At 36.7% G+C, this 17,513-nt stretch carries 16 protein-coding genes; 7 read left to right on the plus strand and 9 right to left on the minus strand.

Going from position 1 to position 17,513, the window contains the following annotated elements; translation table 11 throughout:
* Positions 1-5: 5 nt before the first annotated feature.
* Positions 6-1,520, plus strand: coding sequence for a GH3 auxin-responsive promoter family protein (locus tag ACGHIN_RS05895; protein ID WP_390451720.1), 1,515 nt, complete (start codon positions 6-8; stop codon positions 1,518-1,520).
* A gap of 28 nt (positions 1,521-1,548) precedes the next feature.
* Here the strand turns inward: ACGHIN_RS05895 and ACGHIN_RS05900 are convergent, their stop codons facing one another.
* From ACGHIN_RS05900 to mutL, 6 genes are all read right to left on the minus strand, one after another.
* Positions 1,549-1,920, minus strand: coding sequence for a hypothetical protein (locus ACGHIN_RS05900; RefSeq protein ID WP_390451722.1), 372 nt, complete (start codon positions 1,918-1,920; stop codon positions 1,549-1,551).
* A gap of 26 nt (positions 1,921-1,946) precedes the next feature.
* The gene (locus ACGHIN_RS05905) at positions 1,947-2,312 is read right to left on the minus strand and encodes a hypothetical protein (RefSeq protein ID WP_390451723.1); all 366 of its coding nucleotides are present in this window, start codon (positions 2,310-2,312) and stop codon (positions 1,947-1,949) included.
* Positions 2,313-2,317: 5 nt separating this feature from the next.
* A complete protein-coding gene (locus tag ACGHIN_RS05910; RefSeq protein ID WP_390451725.1) occupies positions 2,318-3,292 on the minus strand; it encodes an endonuclease/exonuclease/phosphatase family protein in 975 nt (324 codons plus the stop codon).
* A 73-nt stretch (positions 3,293-3,365) separates the two neighbouring features.
* Complete coding sequence (locus ACGHIN_RS05915) at positions 3,366-4,358, minus strand: endonuclease/exonuclease/phosphatase family protein (protein WP_390451726.1); 993 nt, start codon at positions 4,356-4,358, stop codon at positions 3,366-3,368.
* 10 nt (positions 4,359-4,368) lie between these two features.
* On the minus strand, positions 4,369-5,106 hold the full coding sequence (locus tag ACGHIN_RS05920; RefSeq protein ID WP_390451728.1) for a rhomboid family intramembrane serine protease: 738 nt from the start codon (positions 5,104-5,106) through the stop codon (positions 4,369-4,371).
* A 5-nt stretch (positions 5,107-5,111) separates the two neighbouring features.
* A complete protein-coding gene (gene mutL, locus ACGHIN_RS05925) occupies positions 5,112-6,890 on the minus strand; it encodes a DNA mismatch repair endonuclease MutL (RefSeq protein ID WP_390451730.1) in 1,779 nt (592 codons plus the stop codon).
* 323 nt (positions 6,891-7,213) lie between these two features.
* On the opposite strand from mutL, the gene ACGHIN_RS05930 reads away from it, so the two are divergent.
* From ACGHIN_RS05930 to ACGHIN_RS05955, 6 genes are all read left to right on the plus strand, one after another.
* The gene (locus tag ACGHIN_RS05930) at positions 7,214-7,789 is read left to right on the plus strand and encodes a helix-turn-helix domain-containing protein (RefSeq protein WP_390451732.1); all 576 of its coding nucleotides are present in this window, start codon (positions 7,214-7,216) and stop codon (positions 7,787-7,789) included.
* Between the two features lie 310 nt (positions 7,790-8,099).
* Entirely contained in the window at positions 8,100-10,925 is a 2,826-nt protein-coding gene (locus ACGHIN_RS05935; RefSeq protein ID WP_390451733.1) for a TonB-dependent receptor, read from the plus strand.
* A gap of 9 nt (positions 10,926-10,934) precedes the next feature.
* On the plus strand, positions 10,935-12,236 hold the full coding sequence (locus ACGHIN_RS05940) for a DUF5690 family protein (RefSeq protein ID WP_390451735.1): 1,302 nt from the start codon (positions 10,935-10,937) through the stop codon (positions 12,234-12,236).
* A 10-nt stretch (positions 12,237-12,246) separates the two neighbouring features.
* Positions 12,247-13,401 (plus strand): TIGR03364 family FAD-dependent oxidoreductase, encoded by a 1,155-nt coding sequence (locus ACGHIN_RS05945; protein WP_390451737.1) that lies wholly within the window; start codon positions 12,247-12,249, stop codon positions 13,399-13,401.
* A 5-nt stretch (positions 13,402-13,406) separates the two neighbouring features.
* On the plus strand, positions 13,407-14,075 hold the full coding sequence (locus ACGHIN_RS05950) for an HAD-IA family hydrolase (protein WP_390451739.1): 669 nt from the start codon (positions 13,407-13,409) through the stop codon (positions 14,073-14,075).
* Between the two features lie 186 nt (positions 14,076-14,261).
* Positions 14,262-16,094: an alkaline phosphatase family protein gene (locus ACGHIN_RS05955; protein ID WP_390451741.1), complete on the plus strand. Its 1,833-nt coding sequence runs from the start codon at positions 14,262-14,264 to the stop codon at positions 16,092-16,094.
* Positions 16,095-16,407: 313 nt separating this feature from the next.
* On the opposite strand, the gene ACGHIN_RS05960 is transcribed toward ACGHIN_RS05955, so the two are convergent.
* Genes ACGHIN_RS05960 through ACGHIN_RS05970 form a run of 3 tightly spaced genes read right to left on the minus strand, consistent with a single transcriptional unit; the run spans position 16,408 to position 17,511 of the window.
* A complete protein-coding gene (locus ACGHIN_RS05960; RefSeq protein ID WP_390451742.1) occupies positions 16,408-16,671 on the minus strand; it encodes a hypothetical protein in 264 nt (87 codons plus the stop codon).
* A gap of 1 nt (position 16,672) precedes the next feature.
* Positions 16,673-17,272: a hypothetical protein gene (locus ACGHIN_RS05965; RefSeq protein WP_390451744.1), complete on the minus strand. Its 600-nt coding sequence runs from the start codon at positions 17,270-17,272 to the stop codon at positions 16,673-16,675.
* Positions 17,269-17,511 carry a hypothetical protein gene (locus ACGHIN_RS05970; protein WP_390451745.1) on the minus strand — a complete coding sequence of 81 codons (243 nt, stop codon included), beginning with the start codon at positions 17,509-17,511 and terminating at the stop codon, positions 17,269-17,271. The genes ACGHIN_RS05965 and ACGHIN_RS05970 overlap by 4 nt, the downstream gene beginning before the upstream one ends.
* Positions 17,512-17,513: the final 2 nt, after the last annotated feature.

The raw sequence follows: 17,513 nt of genomic DNA on the forward strand, positions 1-17,513 counted from the left end.
TGAAAATGGCAACGAAAGCACTTTTCAATACTGTGGTCAATTGGTTTATCCGCCAAAGGATAGATCAGATAGAGAATTTCATGAATCATCCTGTAGAAACGCAGAAAGGCATCTTATTCTCCCAACTCTTTCATGCTGAAGATACCGAATATGGTAAGAAATATGGTTTCAGCTCCATTTCCAGCTACCAGGACTTTAAAAACAAAGTTCCTATCGTTACCTATGAGGATTTCGAACCTTATATAGAAAAAGCAAGACAGGGGCAGAAAGATATAAGCTGGCCCGGTTATATCAAGCATTTTGCCAAGTCTTCCGGAACCACCAACGCAAAAAGTAAATTCATCCCCATTTCGGCAGAAAGCCTTGAATATTGCCATATGAAGGCGGGAAAGGACATGGTTTCCATCTATGCCAACAATCATCCCGAAAACCAGCTTTTCACTAATAAAAATCTTCGTCTGGGAGGCAGCTCGGAATTATATGCCGATTTCAACACAAAGTTTGGGGATTTGTCCGCTATTTTGATCGATAATCTCCCTTTTTGGGTAGAAATTACCACTACTCCCAGTAAAAAAGTTTCCCTGATGTCTGAATGGGAAAGCAAATTACAGGCAATCGTTTCAGAAGTTAAAAATGAGGATGTAGGAAGTATTTTGGGAGTTCCAAGCTGGATGATGGTTCTTCTGCAAAGAATTGTAAGGGAAACCGATATTAAAAACATTTCTGAACTGTGGCCTAATCTTGAGGTTTTTTTCCATGGCGGAATCAGTTTTAAGCCTTACAGGGAACAATACAGGCAGATCATTGGAAAGAATATCAATTATTATGAGATCTATAATGCTTCCGAAGGCTTTTTCGGCATTCAGGACAGGTCAGACAGTGATGAAATGCTTCTGATGCTCGATTACGGTATTTTCTACGAATTCATTCCGATGGACCAGTTCCATTTTGCCCATCCTAAAGTGGTGAACATTGAAGATGTTGAAGTAGGAAAAAATTATGCCATGGTCATTACGACGAATGGCGGGTTATGGAGGTACCTGATTGGAGATACGGTTATATTTACATCTACTAACCCTTTCAGGATAAAAATAACGGGAAGAACAAAACATTATATCAACGCATTTGGAGAAGAACTGATGATCACCAATGTGGAATCCGCACTTTCAAAAGCCTGTGAGGCTACCGGAGCTTCTGTAACGGACTTTACGGGAGCGCCTGTGTTCATGAAAGAAAATGAAGGTGGGGCTCATGAATGGATCTTTGAATTCAGCAGAAATCCGGATGATCTGGAGCGTTTCATTGATATTTTCGACCAGCATCTGAAAACAGTTAATTCAGACTATGAAGCTAAGAGATATAACAATATGACATTGAAAAGGCCTATCGTCCACATGGCCAAGCCCAATCTGTTTTATAACTGGCTGGAATCTAAAGGAAAGCTCGGTGGACAGAATAAAGTTCCGAGATTAAGTAACGACAGAGAATATATAGATCCTTTACTGGAACTGAATAAATAAAAAACCGCAGTAGACCTGCGGTTCTTTTTTATTTATTTAAATCCTCTTTTAATTTTTTTGCGCCTTCTTCCACTTTTTCTGCCCCTTTTGCGGCTGCATCTTTAATATCTTCTCCTACTTCTTTGGCTCCGGCTTTGATGTCTTTTCCGGCCTGATTCAGATCTTCTTTGGTTTTTTGGGCTGCATTATCAATTTTATTTCCCGTTTCATCCACTTTTGTTTTTACATTTTCTTTAGCCTGATTGATTTTTGAGGTATCTACGATGTCGGCATTCGTTGTAGTGGTTGTGGTTGTGGTAACAGACCCGTCAGGATTTTCTACCGTTTCTGTTTTGGTTGTCTTGGTACAGGATACAGCTAATGCTGAAAGCATAAGTGCGGTTACAATGTGTTTTTTCATATTTTCTATTTTAGGTTAAAAAAATTTTATTCGGTTTTGGTATCGTTTGAGGATGGCGTTTCTGCAGCTTTCTGCTGTTTCTTCTCTTCTTCAGTTTTTTTCTTTTCTTCGTCCTGCTTCTTCTTATTTTCTTTTTCAAGCTCAGCTTTCAGCTTTTTTTCCTCTTCCTGAAGACGGATGGCTTCCTTCACGGAGTCCTGATATTTTTGGGACGACATTCTGATTTGCTCCACAATATCTATAGAAGTGGCTCCTGAAGAAAAAGAATCAATAGCCGTGGTATCATAATCCGCCTTCAACTCCTGAACGGCATCCGTATTCACCATTTCCTTTTTTGAACAGGCTGTAAATAAAATCCCAAAAACAAGACTTATAAACAATACATTTTTCATGGGAACTAATTTAGCAGAAATTCCGCAATTACCGGATAATGATCTGATAATTTTACCGAGTTGTCCACTTTATAGCTTAAAGGGATAATGGATTTGGAGGTGAAGATATAATCGATCCTTAACGGAACTTTATAATCGTGAAAGCTGCTTGAACTGCCGTTTCCTGCGGTTAAAAATGCATCCTGAAGATCTTTCCCCAAATTATAGTACTCATAGGAATTGGGAACGGAATTGAAGTCCCCGGCTAAAATTACGGGATACGGGGAAAGGTCAATGGCTTTTCTGATTTTCTTTATCTGTTCTTCGTGTGCTTTGAAGGTAGGAATCATGTGGGATAAAAGGGTATTGATCTTATCCCCTCCTTTATTTAGCCCTTTAAGTTCAAACATTGACTTATGCAGCCTGAATGGTTCCAAGTACACATTAACCACCCTTACAATCTTCCCTCGGATATCCACATCCGCATAAAAAGAGTTTCCTCTGGATTTATCCTCTATTAATTCGGCCTGCCTTACGATACGGTGTTTCGTTTTCAGAATTACCGTAGGATATTTTACCATATCCTGTTTTAAATCCCTGTTGGTATCTTTTTCCTGAACCAGGATAATATCCGCATCCTGGTCCTGAATATATTTTTTCACTTTATCCCAACCGAAGCTGCCGTATTTCACATTGAAAGTGAGCACTTTAATATCTCTTATTGATTTAAGATTTTCCGATTTCGGTGAGAAATTCACCCACCTTCTTACAGGATTATAGAACAATAACATACTCGCCGCAAAAAGAAAGGCAATTTTTTTCATTTTAAAAATCCAGATCAGGGTAAATATGAGGTGCAAGACCATAAGATAGGGAAACCCAAGAGAAAGAAGATTTAAATTCCCTACCAGATTAGGGGGAATCCATGCATTTCCCAAGGTACAAAGTAATAATACAATAACAGAGATATGAAAAAATAATAATATCTGGTTCGGCTTCATGAAAACGGTCTTGATGCATGACCTTCAGCAAAAAGCCTACCAACGCCATAGGCTTTAACTAATTTTATGAATATTATTTTTCTAACTGAAAAGTCGCAACAACCGGATAATGATCTGATAACCTGACGGATCGGTCTACCCGGTAATTTACAGGCTTGATAAATTCTGAAGAAAAAACATAATCAATTCGCAAAGGAAATTTATAATCATGAAAACTGGTGGCGCTGCCTTTTCCAGCGGTTACAAACGCATCTTTTAGCCCTTTTGTCAAATGATAATATTCGTAAGAATTGGGAACAGAGTTCAGATCTCCCGCAACAATAACCGGATAGGGAGAATTCTCAATCGCTTCGCGGATGATCTCTACCTGCTCCTGATGTTTTTTAAAGGTAGGAATAAGCCTTCTGATGACCCCTTTCAGTTTTTGTTCATTTTGCTCATTATTCCCATTAAGCTTCACCATGCTTTTTTCAAATTTGAACGGCTGCAGGTAGACATTGATTATACGATAGGTTTTGCCTCTTATCTCCAAATCAGTTTGATTAGCATAGGCATTATTGGTTTCAAAATCGCTTTTAATAAGCTCTTTGTGGTTAATGACCTTGTATTTTGAGAAAGTAGCAGTTATTGCGTCTATGCTTGCCTCTTTAACCCCATTGAAATTGTAATCTTTTCCTCCGTGTTCCTGTAACAGGATAATGTCTGCATCTAAACCATTAACATAATTATCAATGTTTTTTACGCCTAATACTCCGTTTTTTACATTGAAAGAAACTATTTTCAGATCAAAATCTTTCTGATCACCAGAACTATAATTGACCCATCTTGTTATAGGTTTGATGAAAGCTAATCCCAATACAGCAAACAGGATAGCTCTTTTCTTCCAGCAGAAAATCCAGAAAAGGGTTAACAAAACATACAGGGTGATCAAAACCGGAAACCCTAATGAAAGCAAGTTGAACCACGAAAATAATTTCGGCGGGACGTAAGCATTCAATAACATTCCCAATAACAGAAATGCAATCCCGATATGCACTATAAAAAGTATGAGACGAACGATTTTCACAGGAAATTTTTTAACGGAATCTGTATAAATGTTTCTTCCAGTTTCTCGCCAATAACCAACCTACCAAAGCTCCTCCGACGTGAGCCAAATGAGCAATTCCGCCCCCGCTTCCCGAAATTCCTAAAAATATGGAAACAACAATTACAATCGGCATTACATATTTTACTTTCATAGGAACCGGAATAAACATAATTCCGATTTTAGCCTCGGGATAAAGGGTTGCAAAAGCCGTTACAACACCGAAAATGGCACCGGAAGCTCCAACCATTGGAGTTCTAAGTGCTTCATAATATTTTTGAAATAATTCCTGACCTTCTGGGGTGGTTGCACTTGTACTCATGTTTCCGGTATAACCAACTTCTGCTTTAGGATATATCTCAGAGGCATTTAAGCCTAAGCTCTGCAGCCCAGAAATAATTTGTTGAACCTCAATAAAATTCCAGAGATTGAAAAGAAAAAATGCTCCTAACCCACTTACAAAATAAAGAATTAAATATTTCTTTTCTCCTAACGACTGTTCTAATATCGGTCCAAAACTCCACAATGTCAACATATTAAACAATATATGCATAAACCCACCATGCATGAACATATGTGTAATAATCTGCCAGGATTTAAAATTGGGGGAAAACGGATAATACCCTGAAAGGGAAACATACAATTTAGGAAACACAAAAGAAGAAATAATGAAAACTATCACATTAATAATGATAATATTTCTTGTAATGGGTGGTATATTGTTAAACATTCTTTCTAAAATTTGTTTTTAAAGTCATTAAACGGAACTTCATAAAAGCACCTTTTCCCGTTCGGTAAAAATTCGGGGAAACCTAATGCCGTGAAGTCTTTGATCAGCTGTTCCGCATCTTTTTTATAAATAAAATCAAACCTGGATTTCGACTGCATCTTGTTCCACTGGTTTTGATAATACTGCATAAATTCCTCTTCCGTCTTATATTCCAGGATCTCAAACAGATCTTCCAGGAACTTCATCACCTGCGTTTCTTTCAACCCTTCAGGAACGGTATCAATTCTCAGCACATTTTCATGAGCAATTTTCATGTCAAACCCTAATTCCGGCAAATATTTTTTGATGGATTTATATTTGTTCTTCTCAATCTCATTCATATGATACTCCAAGGAGAAAAGAAGGGAATGACTGTTTACAGGTCCTTTTTTTACCGATGTTGTACTTTCAGAGACAACGAGACGGTGCATTCTGCCTAAATCCAGCATTAATGTTCGATCGCCTTTATTGAAAAGCCAATATCCATTGGGAAGCCTCATCAGGTCTTCATCAAAATCCTCATCTTCAAAAAGATTGATTTTAGACGGTTCCGCAGTAATATTCTGATGATACATTTCGGCAAGGTTCTGAATTTCCACCTGCTTTACTTCCTTTTCTTCCAAAAAGGGATTATAATCTTTATCTACAACTATTTCAGGCATTTTGATGCTTATACTGTTGCTTTTGCTTGGAAACGGAGTATGCATCATTTCGTCCAGCTGCGGATCTTTTTCAAAATCCAGACTGGGTGCCACATTGTAGATTCCTAATGATCTTTTGATCGTGGAACGGATCAAAGCGAAAATAAGGTGTTCATCTTCAAATTTCACTTCCGTTTTCTGCGGGTGGATGTTCACGTCTATTTTCTCAGGGTCAAGCTCCAAGAACAGGAAGAAAGTCGGCAGATAACCCGGCAAAAGCAATCCTTCAAAGGCTTCCTGAACCGCTTTATTGAAATACGGACTTTTGAAAAACCTTCCGTTGACGAAAAGGAATTGTTCCCCTCTCGTTTTCTTAGCACCTTCCGGCTTCGCTACAAAACCGTGAAGCTTACACCACATGATATCTTCTTTGATAGGAATCAGCTGTGGTTGAAGTTTTCTGCCGAAAATATCCACAATACGCTGCATCTGGCTTCCTTTTCTCAATCGGAAAACCGGCTCATCATCATGGAATAAGGAAAACTCTATGTTTTCATGAGCCAATGCAACTCTTTGGAATTCATCGATAACGTGTCTGAATTCAATATTATTATTCTTAAGGAATTTTCTTCTTGCAGGAACATTATAGAACAGATTTTTTACCAGAAAATTAGATCCGTCTGCTGTTTGTACGGGATCCTGAAACTGAAAAACACCACCTTCAATATAAATATTAGTTCCTACTGCCGTGTCTTTCTGTTTGGTTTTTAATTCAACCTGGGAAACGGCAGCGATAGAAGCCAAAGCTTCTCCTCTGAATCCTTTTGTTGAAATCCTGAAGATATCATCCGTTCCTCTGATTTTGGACGTTGCATGTCTTTCGAATGCCATCCTGGCATCGGTCTCAGACATTCCTTTTCCGTCGTCCACCACCTGGATCAGGTTTTTCCCGGCATCTCTTACAATCAGTTCGATTTTGGAAGCGTCAGCATCTATAGCATTTTCCAACAGTTCTTTTACAATGGAAGCAGGTCTTTGCACCACTTCTCCTGCTGCAATCTGGTTGGCTACGTGATCCGGTAAAAGCTGAATAATATCTGGCATACAAGTAAAATGAACTTACAAAAATAATCAAAGGAAACGGGAATAAAAACAATAAAAAAAGGAATTCAATTTTATTATACGTATACAAAAATATAAATATTCTTTTATAAAAAGTACAATCCTCTGATTGTGTAATACAATCGGAGGATTGAATACACATCTGGATTTTATACAAAACTAATACGGATATATTAAAGTTTTCTTTGCAGTATCCTGTCAATTTACAAATAATTGATTTTAATCTTTGTAAAACTATTCAGAATAATCCTACATTTGCCTGTAATTAAAATGATGAAAATAAATTCGGCTAAATATTCAGCAGTATGAATGATTTTTTAATAGGCATCGGGAAAAGGCTAAAAGATATCAGAAAAAAAAACAATTTAACCATTAACGAACTGGCTTTCAGAGCTAATGTAAGCAATGGACTTGTTTCCCGGATCGAAAACGGAAGAACAATTCCCTCCCTTCCTGTTTTATTAGACCTTATCCAATCTCTGGAAATTGATGCGAGCTATTTCTTTGAGGGGGTGGAGAAAAAATCAAATGCAAAATTCATTTATTTACCTAAAGACAGCCAGCAGCTTATAGAAAAAGAAGTGGAAGCGGAAGGCTTCAAATATATGCATATTTTTAGCAAAAGCCTTCACTCATTGGGGTTTGAAGCTGTTTTATTGACGCTTGAGCCCAAATCCAAAAGAGAAAAAGTGATCACAGACGCTTGGGAATTTAAATACATCCTGAAAGGAGAAGTAAAATATCTTATTGATAATGAAGAAATTACTCTAAAAGAAGGAGATTCCCTGTATTTCAACGGGAAATTTCCACACGTTCCTATAAGCATTAGCGATGAAAGCTGTGTAATGCTTGTTCTTTATTTTTATACGGATAAAATTTAACTACTCTTTTTCAAAAAAGTTTACAAATATTCAATTTTACATTGTACGGATATTGCCCAATTAATATTCTGTTAACTTGAAAAAGGTTACTCATCACGAAATTTTTCAGGGATAGAGAATTTAGAAGAAACCCTTATAAACAAAGGAATTATTTGGGGGTCACCCGGACAAAATCAATTGTAAATATATTTTTCAAGGTAAAATATCCTTAACAATTCTATTTGAATTGTTAAACAATACTTAATACAAAATATTTATATATATTAAAATTATTAGCTTGTTTTGCATAAAAATTTTAATATATGTAAAAATGAAAACAAATTTAGAGAAATTACTTACCCTTGTTTTTATCTGTTTCATTATTTTGGTCTCAGCTCAAAAACAATTAATTATAGGAACTGTTCTTGATGACAGCCAGCCCCTTCCCGGGGCCTCCATTAAAATAAAAGGTTTATCCAGAAACATCGTTACAGATGTGGATGGAAAATTTACCATCAATGATATACAGGAAGGTCCATATGATTTACAAATAAGTTATATAGGATATGAAACAGAAGATATTCACATCAATGTGCAATCCGGGCAGACATTGGATTTGGGAACATTAAAACTATCCCAGAAACAGAACAAAATTGATGAAGTTGTTGTCTCCGGTACGCTAAAAAATACAGAAGCAAGAGCTTTAAATCTTCAAAAAAATGCAGTTAATATCACCAATGTAATCGCTTCAGACGGAATAGGAAAATTACCGGACAGAAATGCGGCAGAAACCGTACAGCGTGTTCAGGGAGTCTCTATTGAAAGGGATCAGGGTGAGGGGAGATTTGTTTCCCTGAGAGGGCTCCCTCCATTTTGGGCTTCAACCACTATTAACGGAAACAGGCTTCCTACAGCAGAAGAGGAAACAACATCCCGTGCAACTGCATTCGATTTTTTCCCGACAGAACTGATTTCTTATGTCCATGTAAATAAATCTTTCACTCCTGATATGGAAGCAGACGGAATAGGTGGTGGAGTGAACTTTATTACCAAAACACCGCCGATGAAAACAGAATTTAAAGCAACTTTGGGAAGCGGATACAATGGTAAATCGGATAAAGGAGTTTATAATATCGGGCTTCTGTACGGTGGAAGAACAAAGGATAAAAAATTCGGGTATTTATTCAATTTTGCCCATTTCATCAGAAACTGGTCAACAGATAATTTTGAAGCAAGGAGAAGTGGCGACGAAGGAGTTTTCAGGCTTGAGCTCCGGGATTATAACGGTGTCAGAAAAACCACAGGGATTAATGCTGCTTTTGAATATGTTCTGTCTCCGAAAAACACATTCTACCTGAAAGGAATGTACGGGACTCTTGCCGATGATGAAACGCATTACAAGCACAGAGTGAGGTTTGATAAATTCAGTGCAGCAAACAATACGGCACGGGTTGAGCTGCAAAATATCCACAACTTATTAATTACTGAATTAACCTCTTTTTCATTAGGCGGGCTTCATAATTTAAATAAAGGAAAAATTGACTGGGACCTATCCTATTATGACAATCAGTTCAAATATGGTAATATTCCTGATAAACAAAACAATTCTTATTATGTGATCAAATACACCCAATCAGGTGTTGGGATCAACCCCGAATATATTACCAATCATGGAATTGGGCCCAGAGCTTACTGGAAAGCTGATGGAGGAAAGCTTGACTACAAAGACCCGGATGTATTATTTGGTTTTTACAGCAACCCTGATTTTAAAATGGATGCTTCCCAAATGAAATTTACAGATCTTGAATTTTACAAAGTCTTCGTGGAAGAAAAAGATAAAATCGTAGCAGCAGTTAATCATGAATTATATGTTTCCGACAATCTGACTTTAAAATATGGATTCAAGTACAGAGATAAAGAACGTAACGCCAGATTTTCAGATATTTTTTACAACTGGAGCAACGGAACAGTTCCTCTTTTATCTGATTTCTCACAATATATCACCACTCAGCCGAACGGACCGAAATATTTAAGTGAAATGAATGCCCATATTGGCAATACTTTCGGGCCGGTTTTATCAACAACCGGTATGGATCAGTTCTGGTTTCAAAACAACGGCAGTTTAAAAATAAATACCGCAGATTCCGAAGCACTGGAATACAATAAAGCATTAGGAAGAAACTTTGATGTATTTGAAAAGCATGCCGATGCATACGGGATGGGGACATATAAAATAAATGACAGAATGACCATTTTGGGTGGAATCAGATTATCCAATACCAATACAAAGGTTAAAGGGTATAATGTTATTGATAATGTTCTTACCCCTGTAGAAAACACGAAAAAATACCTTGCCGTGCTTCCGATGCTTCATGTGAAGTATGCCTTAAATGATAAAACCAACTTCCGTTTTGCCGCAACGAGAACATTTTCAAGACCCAATTTCGGAGACCTGACTCCGGGAGGAACATATATTGAAGCAGATAATGAATTCAAAGGCGGAAATCCTAACCTAAATCCTACCTATTCTTTGAATTTTGATTTGATGGGGGAATACTATTTCTCCAATGTAGGGATCATAAGCGGAGGTGTTTTCTATAAATCCATTACAGACCCTATTTTTCAGGATTCTTTCATAGGGAATTATAATGGAATCAGCGGTGTACAGTTTACCGCTCCCAATAACGGAAAATCAGCCTGGCTGGGTGGCTTGGAATTAGGAATAACGAAAAGGTTCGATTTTTTACCGGGCTTCCTGCAATATTTCGGAACACAGGTGAATGCAACGTTCATGACTTCAGAAATGGAAAAGCCGAGCGGAAGAAAAGTTGCCCTGCCCTATCAGGCAAAAGACTTATACAATATTCAGCTTTTCTTTGAGAAAAAAGGATTCAATGCAAGGCTGGCCTATAATTATAAAGGAAAATATGCCGTAGAGTATGCCGAAGAAGATATCAACGATTCTTATTACGGAAAATACAGCAGCCTGGATTTCGGAGGTTCTTATCAATTTACAAAACACCTCCTGCTGTATGCTGATGTAAATAATATTTTGAACAAACCATTGATCTATCACTTTGGTAAAAATGAAACCCGCCCGGAGCAGGTTGAATACTACGGGATCAGATGCAATCTGGGAGTAAAACTAAACTTCTAAACGAATACAATGGCTCAAACCATCAACAAATCATGGGTAACACTGAAGGTAGCATTCGCTGCTTTCGGTGTCTACTTCTGTATGTACGGATTCAGAAAACCTTTTACGGTAGCATCTTTTGAAGGGTTATCCTACTTCGGAATAGATTACAAGATATTGATCATTATCGCTCAGGCTATAGGATATTTCATTTCAAAATTCATCGGGATACAATTTATTTCAGAACTAAAGCCGGAGAAAAGAATCTTTTATCTATTCACTTTTATTGCTGTTGCTGAGATTGCCTTACTGGGATTTGCAGCTGTTCCGGCTCCTTACAATATTATCTTTATGTTTATTAACGGCATTCCGCTCGGGATGATCTGGGGAATTGTTTTCTCCTATGTGGAAGGAAGAAAAGCAACAGAAATCATCGGGCTTTTCTTATGTTCCAGCTTCGTAGTTTCTTCAGGGTTTACTAAAACTGCCGGGAAATTTTTAATGGATACATTCTCCATCTCAGAATTCTGGATGCCTTTTTTCACAGGTTTAGTTTTCATTATTCCGTTGATCTTCTTTGGTTTTTTGCTGGAAAGAACCCCAAATCCGTCTGAAGAAGATATTATGCTTAAAAATAAAAGACAGCCCCTGAACAGGCCTGAAAGGAAAGAACTGATCCGCCAGTTCTTTATTCCTGTCGTCTGCATTATTGTATTGTATGTAAGCCTGACTGTTTTACGGGATTTCAGGGATAATTTCAGTCGGGAAATCTGGGACGGTCTCCATTTTAGATTCGACAGTTCCATTTTCACGTTAACGGAAATTCCCATTGCAGTAATGGTTTTATTGATCTTAAGCATAATGGTGAAGGTAAAGAACAATAAAAAAGCCTTTCAATACTATCATTACATCCTTTTTGCAGGAATTCTGGCAGTTGGTCTCTCAACCTATTTATTCCAGACAGGAACCATATCCCCTTTTATATGGATGGTTCTTTCCGGTTTCGGAATGTATATCTGCTACATCCCTTTCAACGGAATTTATTTTGACCGTATGATTGCCGCTTTCCATATTAAAGGAAATGTAGGCTTTCTAATTTACGTAGTCGATTCTTTTGGTTATTTGGGAAGCGTTTTGATCTTACTGTATAAAAATTTTGGTTCAGCAAAAATCTCATGGCTTCATTTTTATATTACGCTGAATTATATTATCGCAGCTATTGTTTTAGCAGCCTCTGTCATCGCTGTTATCGCTTTCAGAAAAAAGGCAAAGCCGAAATCAAAACCAAATTCTAACACATTCATCAATTTCGATACTTCGAATATTTTATAAAATATAATAAATGACAACAAAATTTGACTTAATCGTTGTAGGAGGTGGTATTTTAGGAACATTCCATGCTTATCATGCTTTAAAGAAAAATCTTAAAGTGGCTATTCTGGAGAGAAATTCCATTCCTCAGGGGGCAACGGTGAGGAATTTCGGACAGGTAGTTCCGTCCGGAATGGACCTCAAATGGCAAAATTTCGGAAGAGAAAGCCTTGCAATATATAATGAACTTCATGATCAGGCAGATTTAACGATACGCAAAAACGGCTCCGTCTACATTGCTTCGAATGATGAAGAGCTTCAGCTTATCGAAGAGCTTTTTGAAATCAATAAGAATAATAACTACGAGTCTGTTCTTTTATCAAAAAGCGACTGTATCAAAAAATTTGACGGGTTGCGCTCCACCTATTGCAAAGGCGGATTATTTTTTCCGCAGGAATTATCCGTGGACTCTGCTGAGATGATCATCAAGCTTCATTGCCTTTTACAGGAAAAATTCGGATTGCAGATTTTCTATAATACCACGGTAGTTGAAACCCATGAGGATGATAAAAAATGTATTGCCCTTACTTCGGAAGGAACAGAGTTTCATGCTTCAAAGCTGATCATCTGCGGCGGACATGAGTTTAAAACCTTATATCCTAATGTATTCAATGAAAGCGATTTGGAAGTAAGCAAACTTCAGATGCTTCAGACCAAACCGCAGGGAATTTATTCTCTTCCGGGAAACATTTTAACCGGGCTTTCTATAAGAAGATATGAGTCTTTCAGTGAATGCCCTTCTTTCAATGCAATAAAAGCCTCTGAAGATAAAAACTCTTTCTGGAAGAAATTTGGAATTCATATTCTGTTTAAGCAGGCTCTGGATGGCTCTGTAATCCTGGGGGATTCTCATGAATACGCCGATGCCAAAAATGCCGATGACCTGGGATACGATCTAAATATGGAAATTGATGAATTCATGATCAATGAAGCAAAAAAAATCATTGATCTTCCTACCTACGAAATCCAAAGAAGATGGTTTGGGGTTTATTCCCAATGTAAAACCAAAGATATTTTTGAACACAGCCCTTCCGCAAATATTCATATTGTAACGGGTATCGGAGGAAAAGGGATGACGGGAAGCGGGGGCTTCTCCAAATTTAACATAGAAAAAATTTACGCATAATTTCAATGAAGAACATAGAATTATTAGTTCTGGATATGGCCGGAACAACCGTTGATGAAGATAACGTAGTCTATAAAACCGTGATGAATGCCGTGAACGATTACGGCTATAATGTCTCACTGGAAAAAGTTTTATCTACCTGCGCAGGAATGGAAAAACTGGAAGCCATTACAAGCTTATTAAAAGAAATCGGAGGGAATGAGGATGAAGCATTGCCTATTTTTGAGAATTTTTCAGACCATCTGAAAGAAGCCTATCAGACCCTTGATGTAAAACCTATTAACGGAGTGGAAGATTTTCTTATCTCTATGAGGTCAAAAAACAAAAAAGTGGTTCTAAATACAGGCTATACTTCCGAGATAGCCCTGCAGCTTTTAAATAAATTACACTGGAAGGAAAATGTTCATTTTGATGCCCTGATTACGGCAGACGATGTTTCAGAAAGCCGTCCAAGCCCTGAAATGATTCATCTGGCAATGAAAAAATTCAATATCACCGAACCTGAAAAAGTTCTGAAAGCCGGGGATTCCGTCATTGATATTGAAGAAGGAAAAAATGCCGGTTGTGGTTTAACGATTGCTGTTCTTTCCGGAGCACAAAGTAAAACTGAGCTGGAAAACTCCAACCCGGATTACATCTTCCATACTATTTCTGAGGCTGAAAAAATTCTTTAACACGTCTTTCATGATAAACTTTCTTTATCAGCCTCAGTCTATTATTATTAAGTTATTCATTAATTAACTTTCCGTTGATAATTGTTTACAAATAGTAAATTAATTTTACAATAATTAAATTAAAATTACTATTTGTAAACTTTTATTTTTAAAGCAATCTATTTTATGAAAACAAAACTATTTTCCATGGCAGTCTTAATAAGCTGTCTTTTTGGAGCTCAAACCAAAAAAGTGCTTTTTATTGGTATTGATGGTTGCAGGGCGGATGTAATGATGGCTGCCAACACGCCCAACATTCACACGCTGATCAATGAATCTATTTATTCTTTAGATGGGCTTTGCGCAGCAACAACCTGGAGCGGAAACGGCTGGAGCACTATGTTGACAGGAGTATGGCACACGAAACATAATGTACAGGACAATAGTTTCACAAATCCTAATTATGCTAATTATCCGGATTTCCTAACCCGCGCAGAAACATATAATTCTAATTTAAGGACAATTTCTCTTGCTCATTGGGCACCCATTAATGATAAAATTGTTCAGAATGCAGATGTTCAAACCAATCTTTCCACAGATTTGGCCGTTAAAAATGCAGCTGTAAGTGCTTTACAAAATGATAATCCTGATATTTTATTTATTGATTTTGATGATGTGGATCATGCAGGGCACTCGTACGGATTTTCTTCTACGGTTTCCCAATATACTTCTGCAATACAGACAACAGACACTTATATCGGAGAAATTGTTACAGCCATGAAAAACAGGCCTTCTTATAATAATGAAGACTGGCTGGTTGTACTCACAACAGACCATGGAGCTGTGGACAATGGACATGGTGGAGGAAACCTTTCGGAAAGAAATATTTTTACGGTGTACTCCAATCCGTCTTTTACTCCTCAACAGATCAGTAAAACAATTTTGGAGTCGAATAAAACCTTCAATCAGTTGAATTTCCCGGCCGGGACCTATGCGAAACCTACCAATCAAAATGCATTCAATTTTGGAGCAAACCAGGATTTTACGATTGAATTTTGGGTAAAACCCAATGCGTCTTATTCCAGTGATCCGGTAATGATCAGTAATAAAAATTGGGCCAATGGTAAAAATAAAGGATTTGTCATTTCCGGGTATTCAGGGCAAACTTTTAAAATGAATATCGGAGACGGCACTAACAGGATTGATCTGGTAGGAGGAAAAGCAGAAACGAATAAATGGAAACATATTGCCGTAACTTTTGACAGAGACGGGCTCGTTACCATGTATGAAGATGGCGTTCCTGTATCTTTTGCGAAGATGAATACAATAGGAAACATAGATTCCGGGCTTCCTTTTACAATCAATCAGGATGGAACCAATGCTTATAGCCTCAATCTGGCTGCTTCCTATAAAGATATCCGGGTTTGGAAATCAGCTCTCCCTAATCATGTTATTGTCGATTGGGCTCATCAGGATATTACATCTTCACATCCGTTTTATTCTCAATTACTCGCCAATTGGAAGTGTTATGAAGCTTCAGGAAATAGTTTAGCAGATTCAAGTCCGAACTCCAATAATGTAACAATTACCGGAAATCCAACCCGTGATTTGAATACCGTGAATAATTTCAAAATTCTAAACTATTTATCTACTACGAGAGAAACGGATCACTTGCCAACCGTTTTGAACTGGTTGTGCATTCCTGTGCAGACATCTTGGGACATTGACGGAATAAACAGGATTCCGGTATGTACAAGCGGCAGCTTAGCAGCAAATGATTCTACAATACCTGCAAATGATTTCAGAATATATCCGAATCCTGCCAGTCAGCAGCTTAATATTAATTTTAAGTCGGGCGAAAAAGAAGTTTCATTTCAAATTATTGATTCAAAAGGCTCAGTTGCTTTGTCGGGAAAAATGAAATTATTCAAAGGATCCTGCGAAGAAAAAATTGACATTTCCTCTCTTTCGAATGGTGTTTACTTCCTAAAAATCTCTACCCATAAAACAGTACTGACCAAAACTTTTATAAAGGGGTAAAACGATACAGCAATACTTAGATTTAAATTTTGATATTAGAATGTGATCATGATCCGTTCTAATATCTTTTTTAATGCCTAAAAACAAAAAACCCTCCGTAACAAAGTTACAGAGGGTCTTGTACCCCAGGCGGGACTTGAACCCGCACGCCAAAAGAGGCACAGGATTTTAAGTCCTTTTTTCCTGGATTATTATTTTTCATTCACGTTGATTTTCAACATCTTGCGGATTAATAATTTATTGTTTTTTATACATTTTTGCACGGTATTTTGCACGATTGGAACACATGTAAACTACCTATTTTAAAAGATTTTTACTTTCGATACATATTTGATTCCAGGCCGAAAATATAATTAGAATTAATTTTAAAGTGATCGCAAAACAACCTAATGTGTTCTGCAGTAAAATGAACACCCCTTTTATACTTATCTTGTTTTTCAATTCTATTTACCCAAGAAGTATCAACGTTCATAACATCATAGGCAACCACTTTGAATGGAATTTCCCCAGATTCTTTTAAAATATCAATTGCCTTCAGCATGTTAAGATCAGATATGTAAGGCTTAGTTGTCTCCATTCTATTGCAATAGTTTCTTTTTGTGTTCGTCTTTCTCAATAAAACTTAAAATACTTTCCTTTTTTAATTTCTCAAAGAAATTTGAAAAGTCTTCATCATTGGAAAATCTTAATTCAAACCCGTTCATTCTAATATAGCTATTCGTAGAACTTGCTAAACCTTTTGCATAAAAAACACAATAAGGAATATCGTTTTCAACGATAAATTTGAATTTTAACTTATCTGAATTAGTGTTGTATAAATTATCACCTAAAACAAAAGAATAATGAAACTTTTTAGATTCAATATCCATGTCTTTAACGACTGAATTCAGTTTTTCTTTATCATTTACTTTCTTCCATTCATTAAATTTATTTTGAGCCAATTTGAAGGCGTTCAAAAATTCAACATTATCTTTATTAGTAAATTGAACATAGGTAAAATCAGAAATTAAATCATTTGAAGGAAGCCCAACCCAAACAGTATATTTATCTTTTTTATAATCAATAAAAAGACTATATGATTTATCTTTATATGAATTGAAGTATTCACTAAACTTTGCCCTTTGAGCAAAACTAAAAAATGAGATAAATAACAATAATAATATAAGTTTTTTATTCATATTTCTAAATTTTCTGATTGAATAATTTTTGCTTCTAAAAGACATTCTTTAAATAAGGACATTGATAAGTTATGTCTATTGATTGCAATCTGTTCTTGAAGTGAAATCCATTCTGGACTATTATAGTCGGGATTATAATTATTTGTTTCTATTTCTCTTTCAATATTCTCCAACATAACCATCATTTTACATTGATTTTTAATCACAACGTACAATAAGGACTTTAATTCATCATTCATAA

Origin of the sequence: Chryseobacterium barbadense, from assembly GCF_042849955.1 — a bacterium.
Lineage (GTDB): Bacteria > Bacteroidota > Bacteroidia > Flavobacteriales > Weeksellaceae > Chryseobacterium.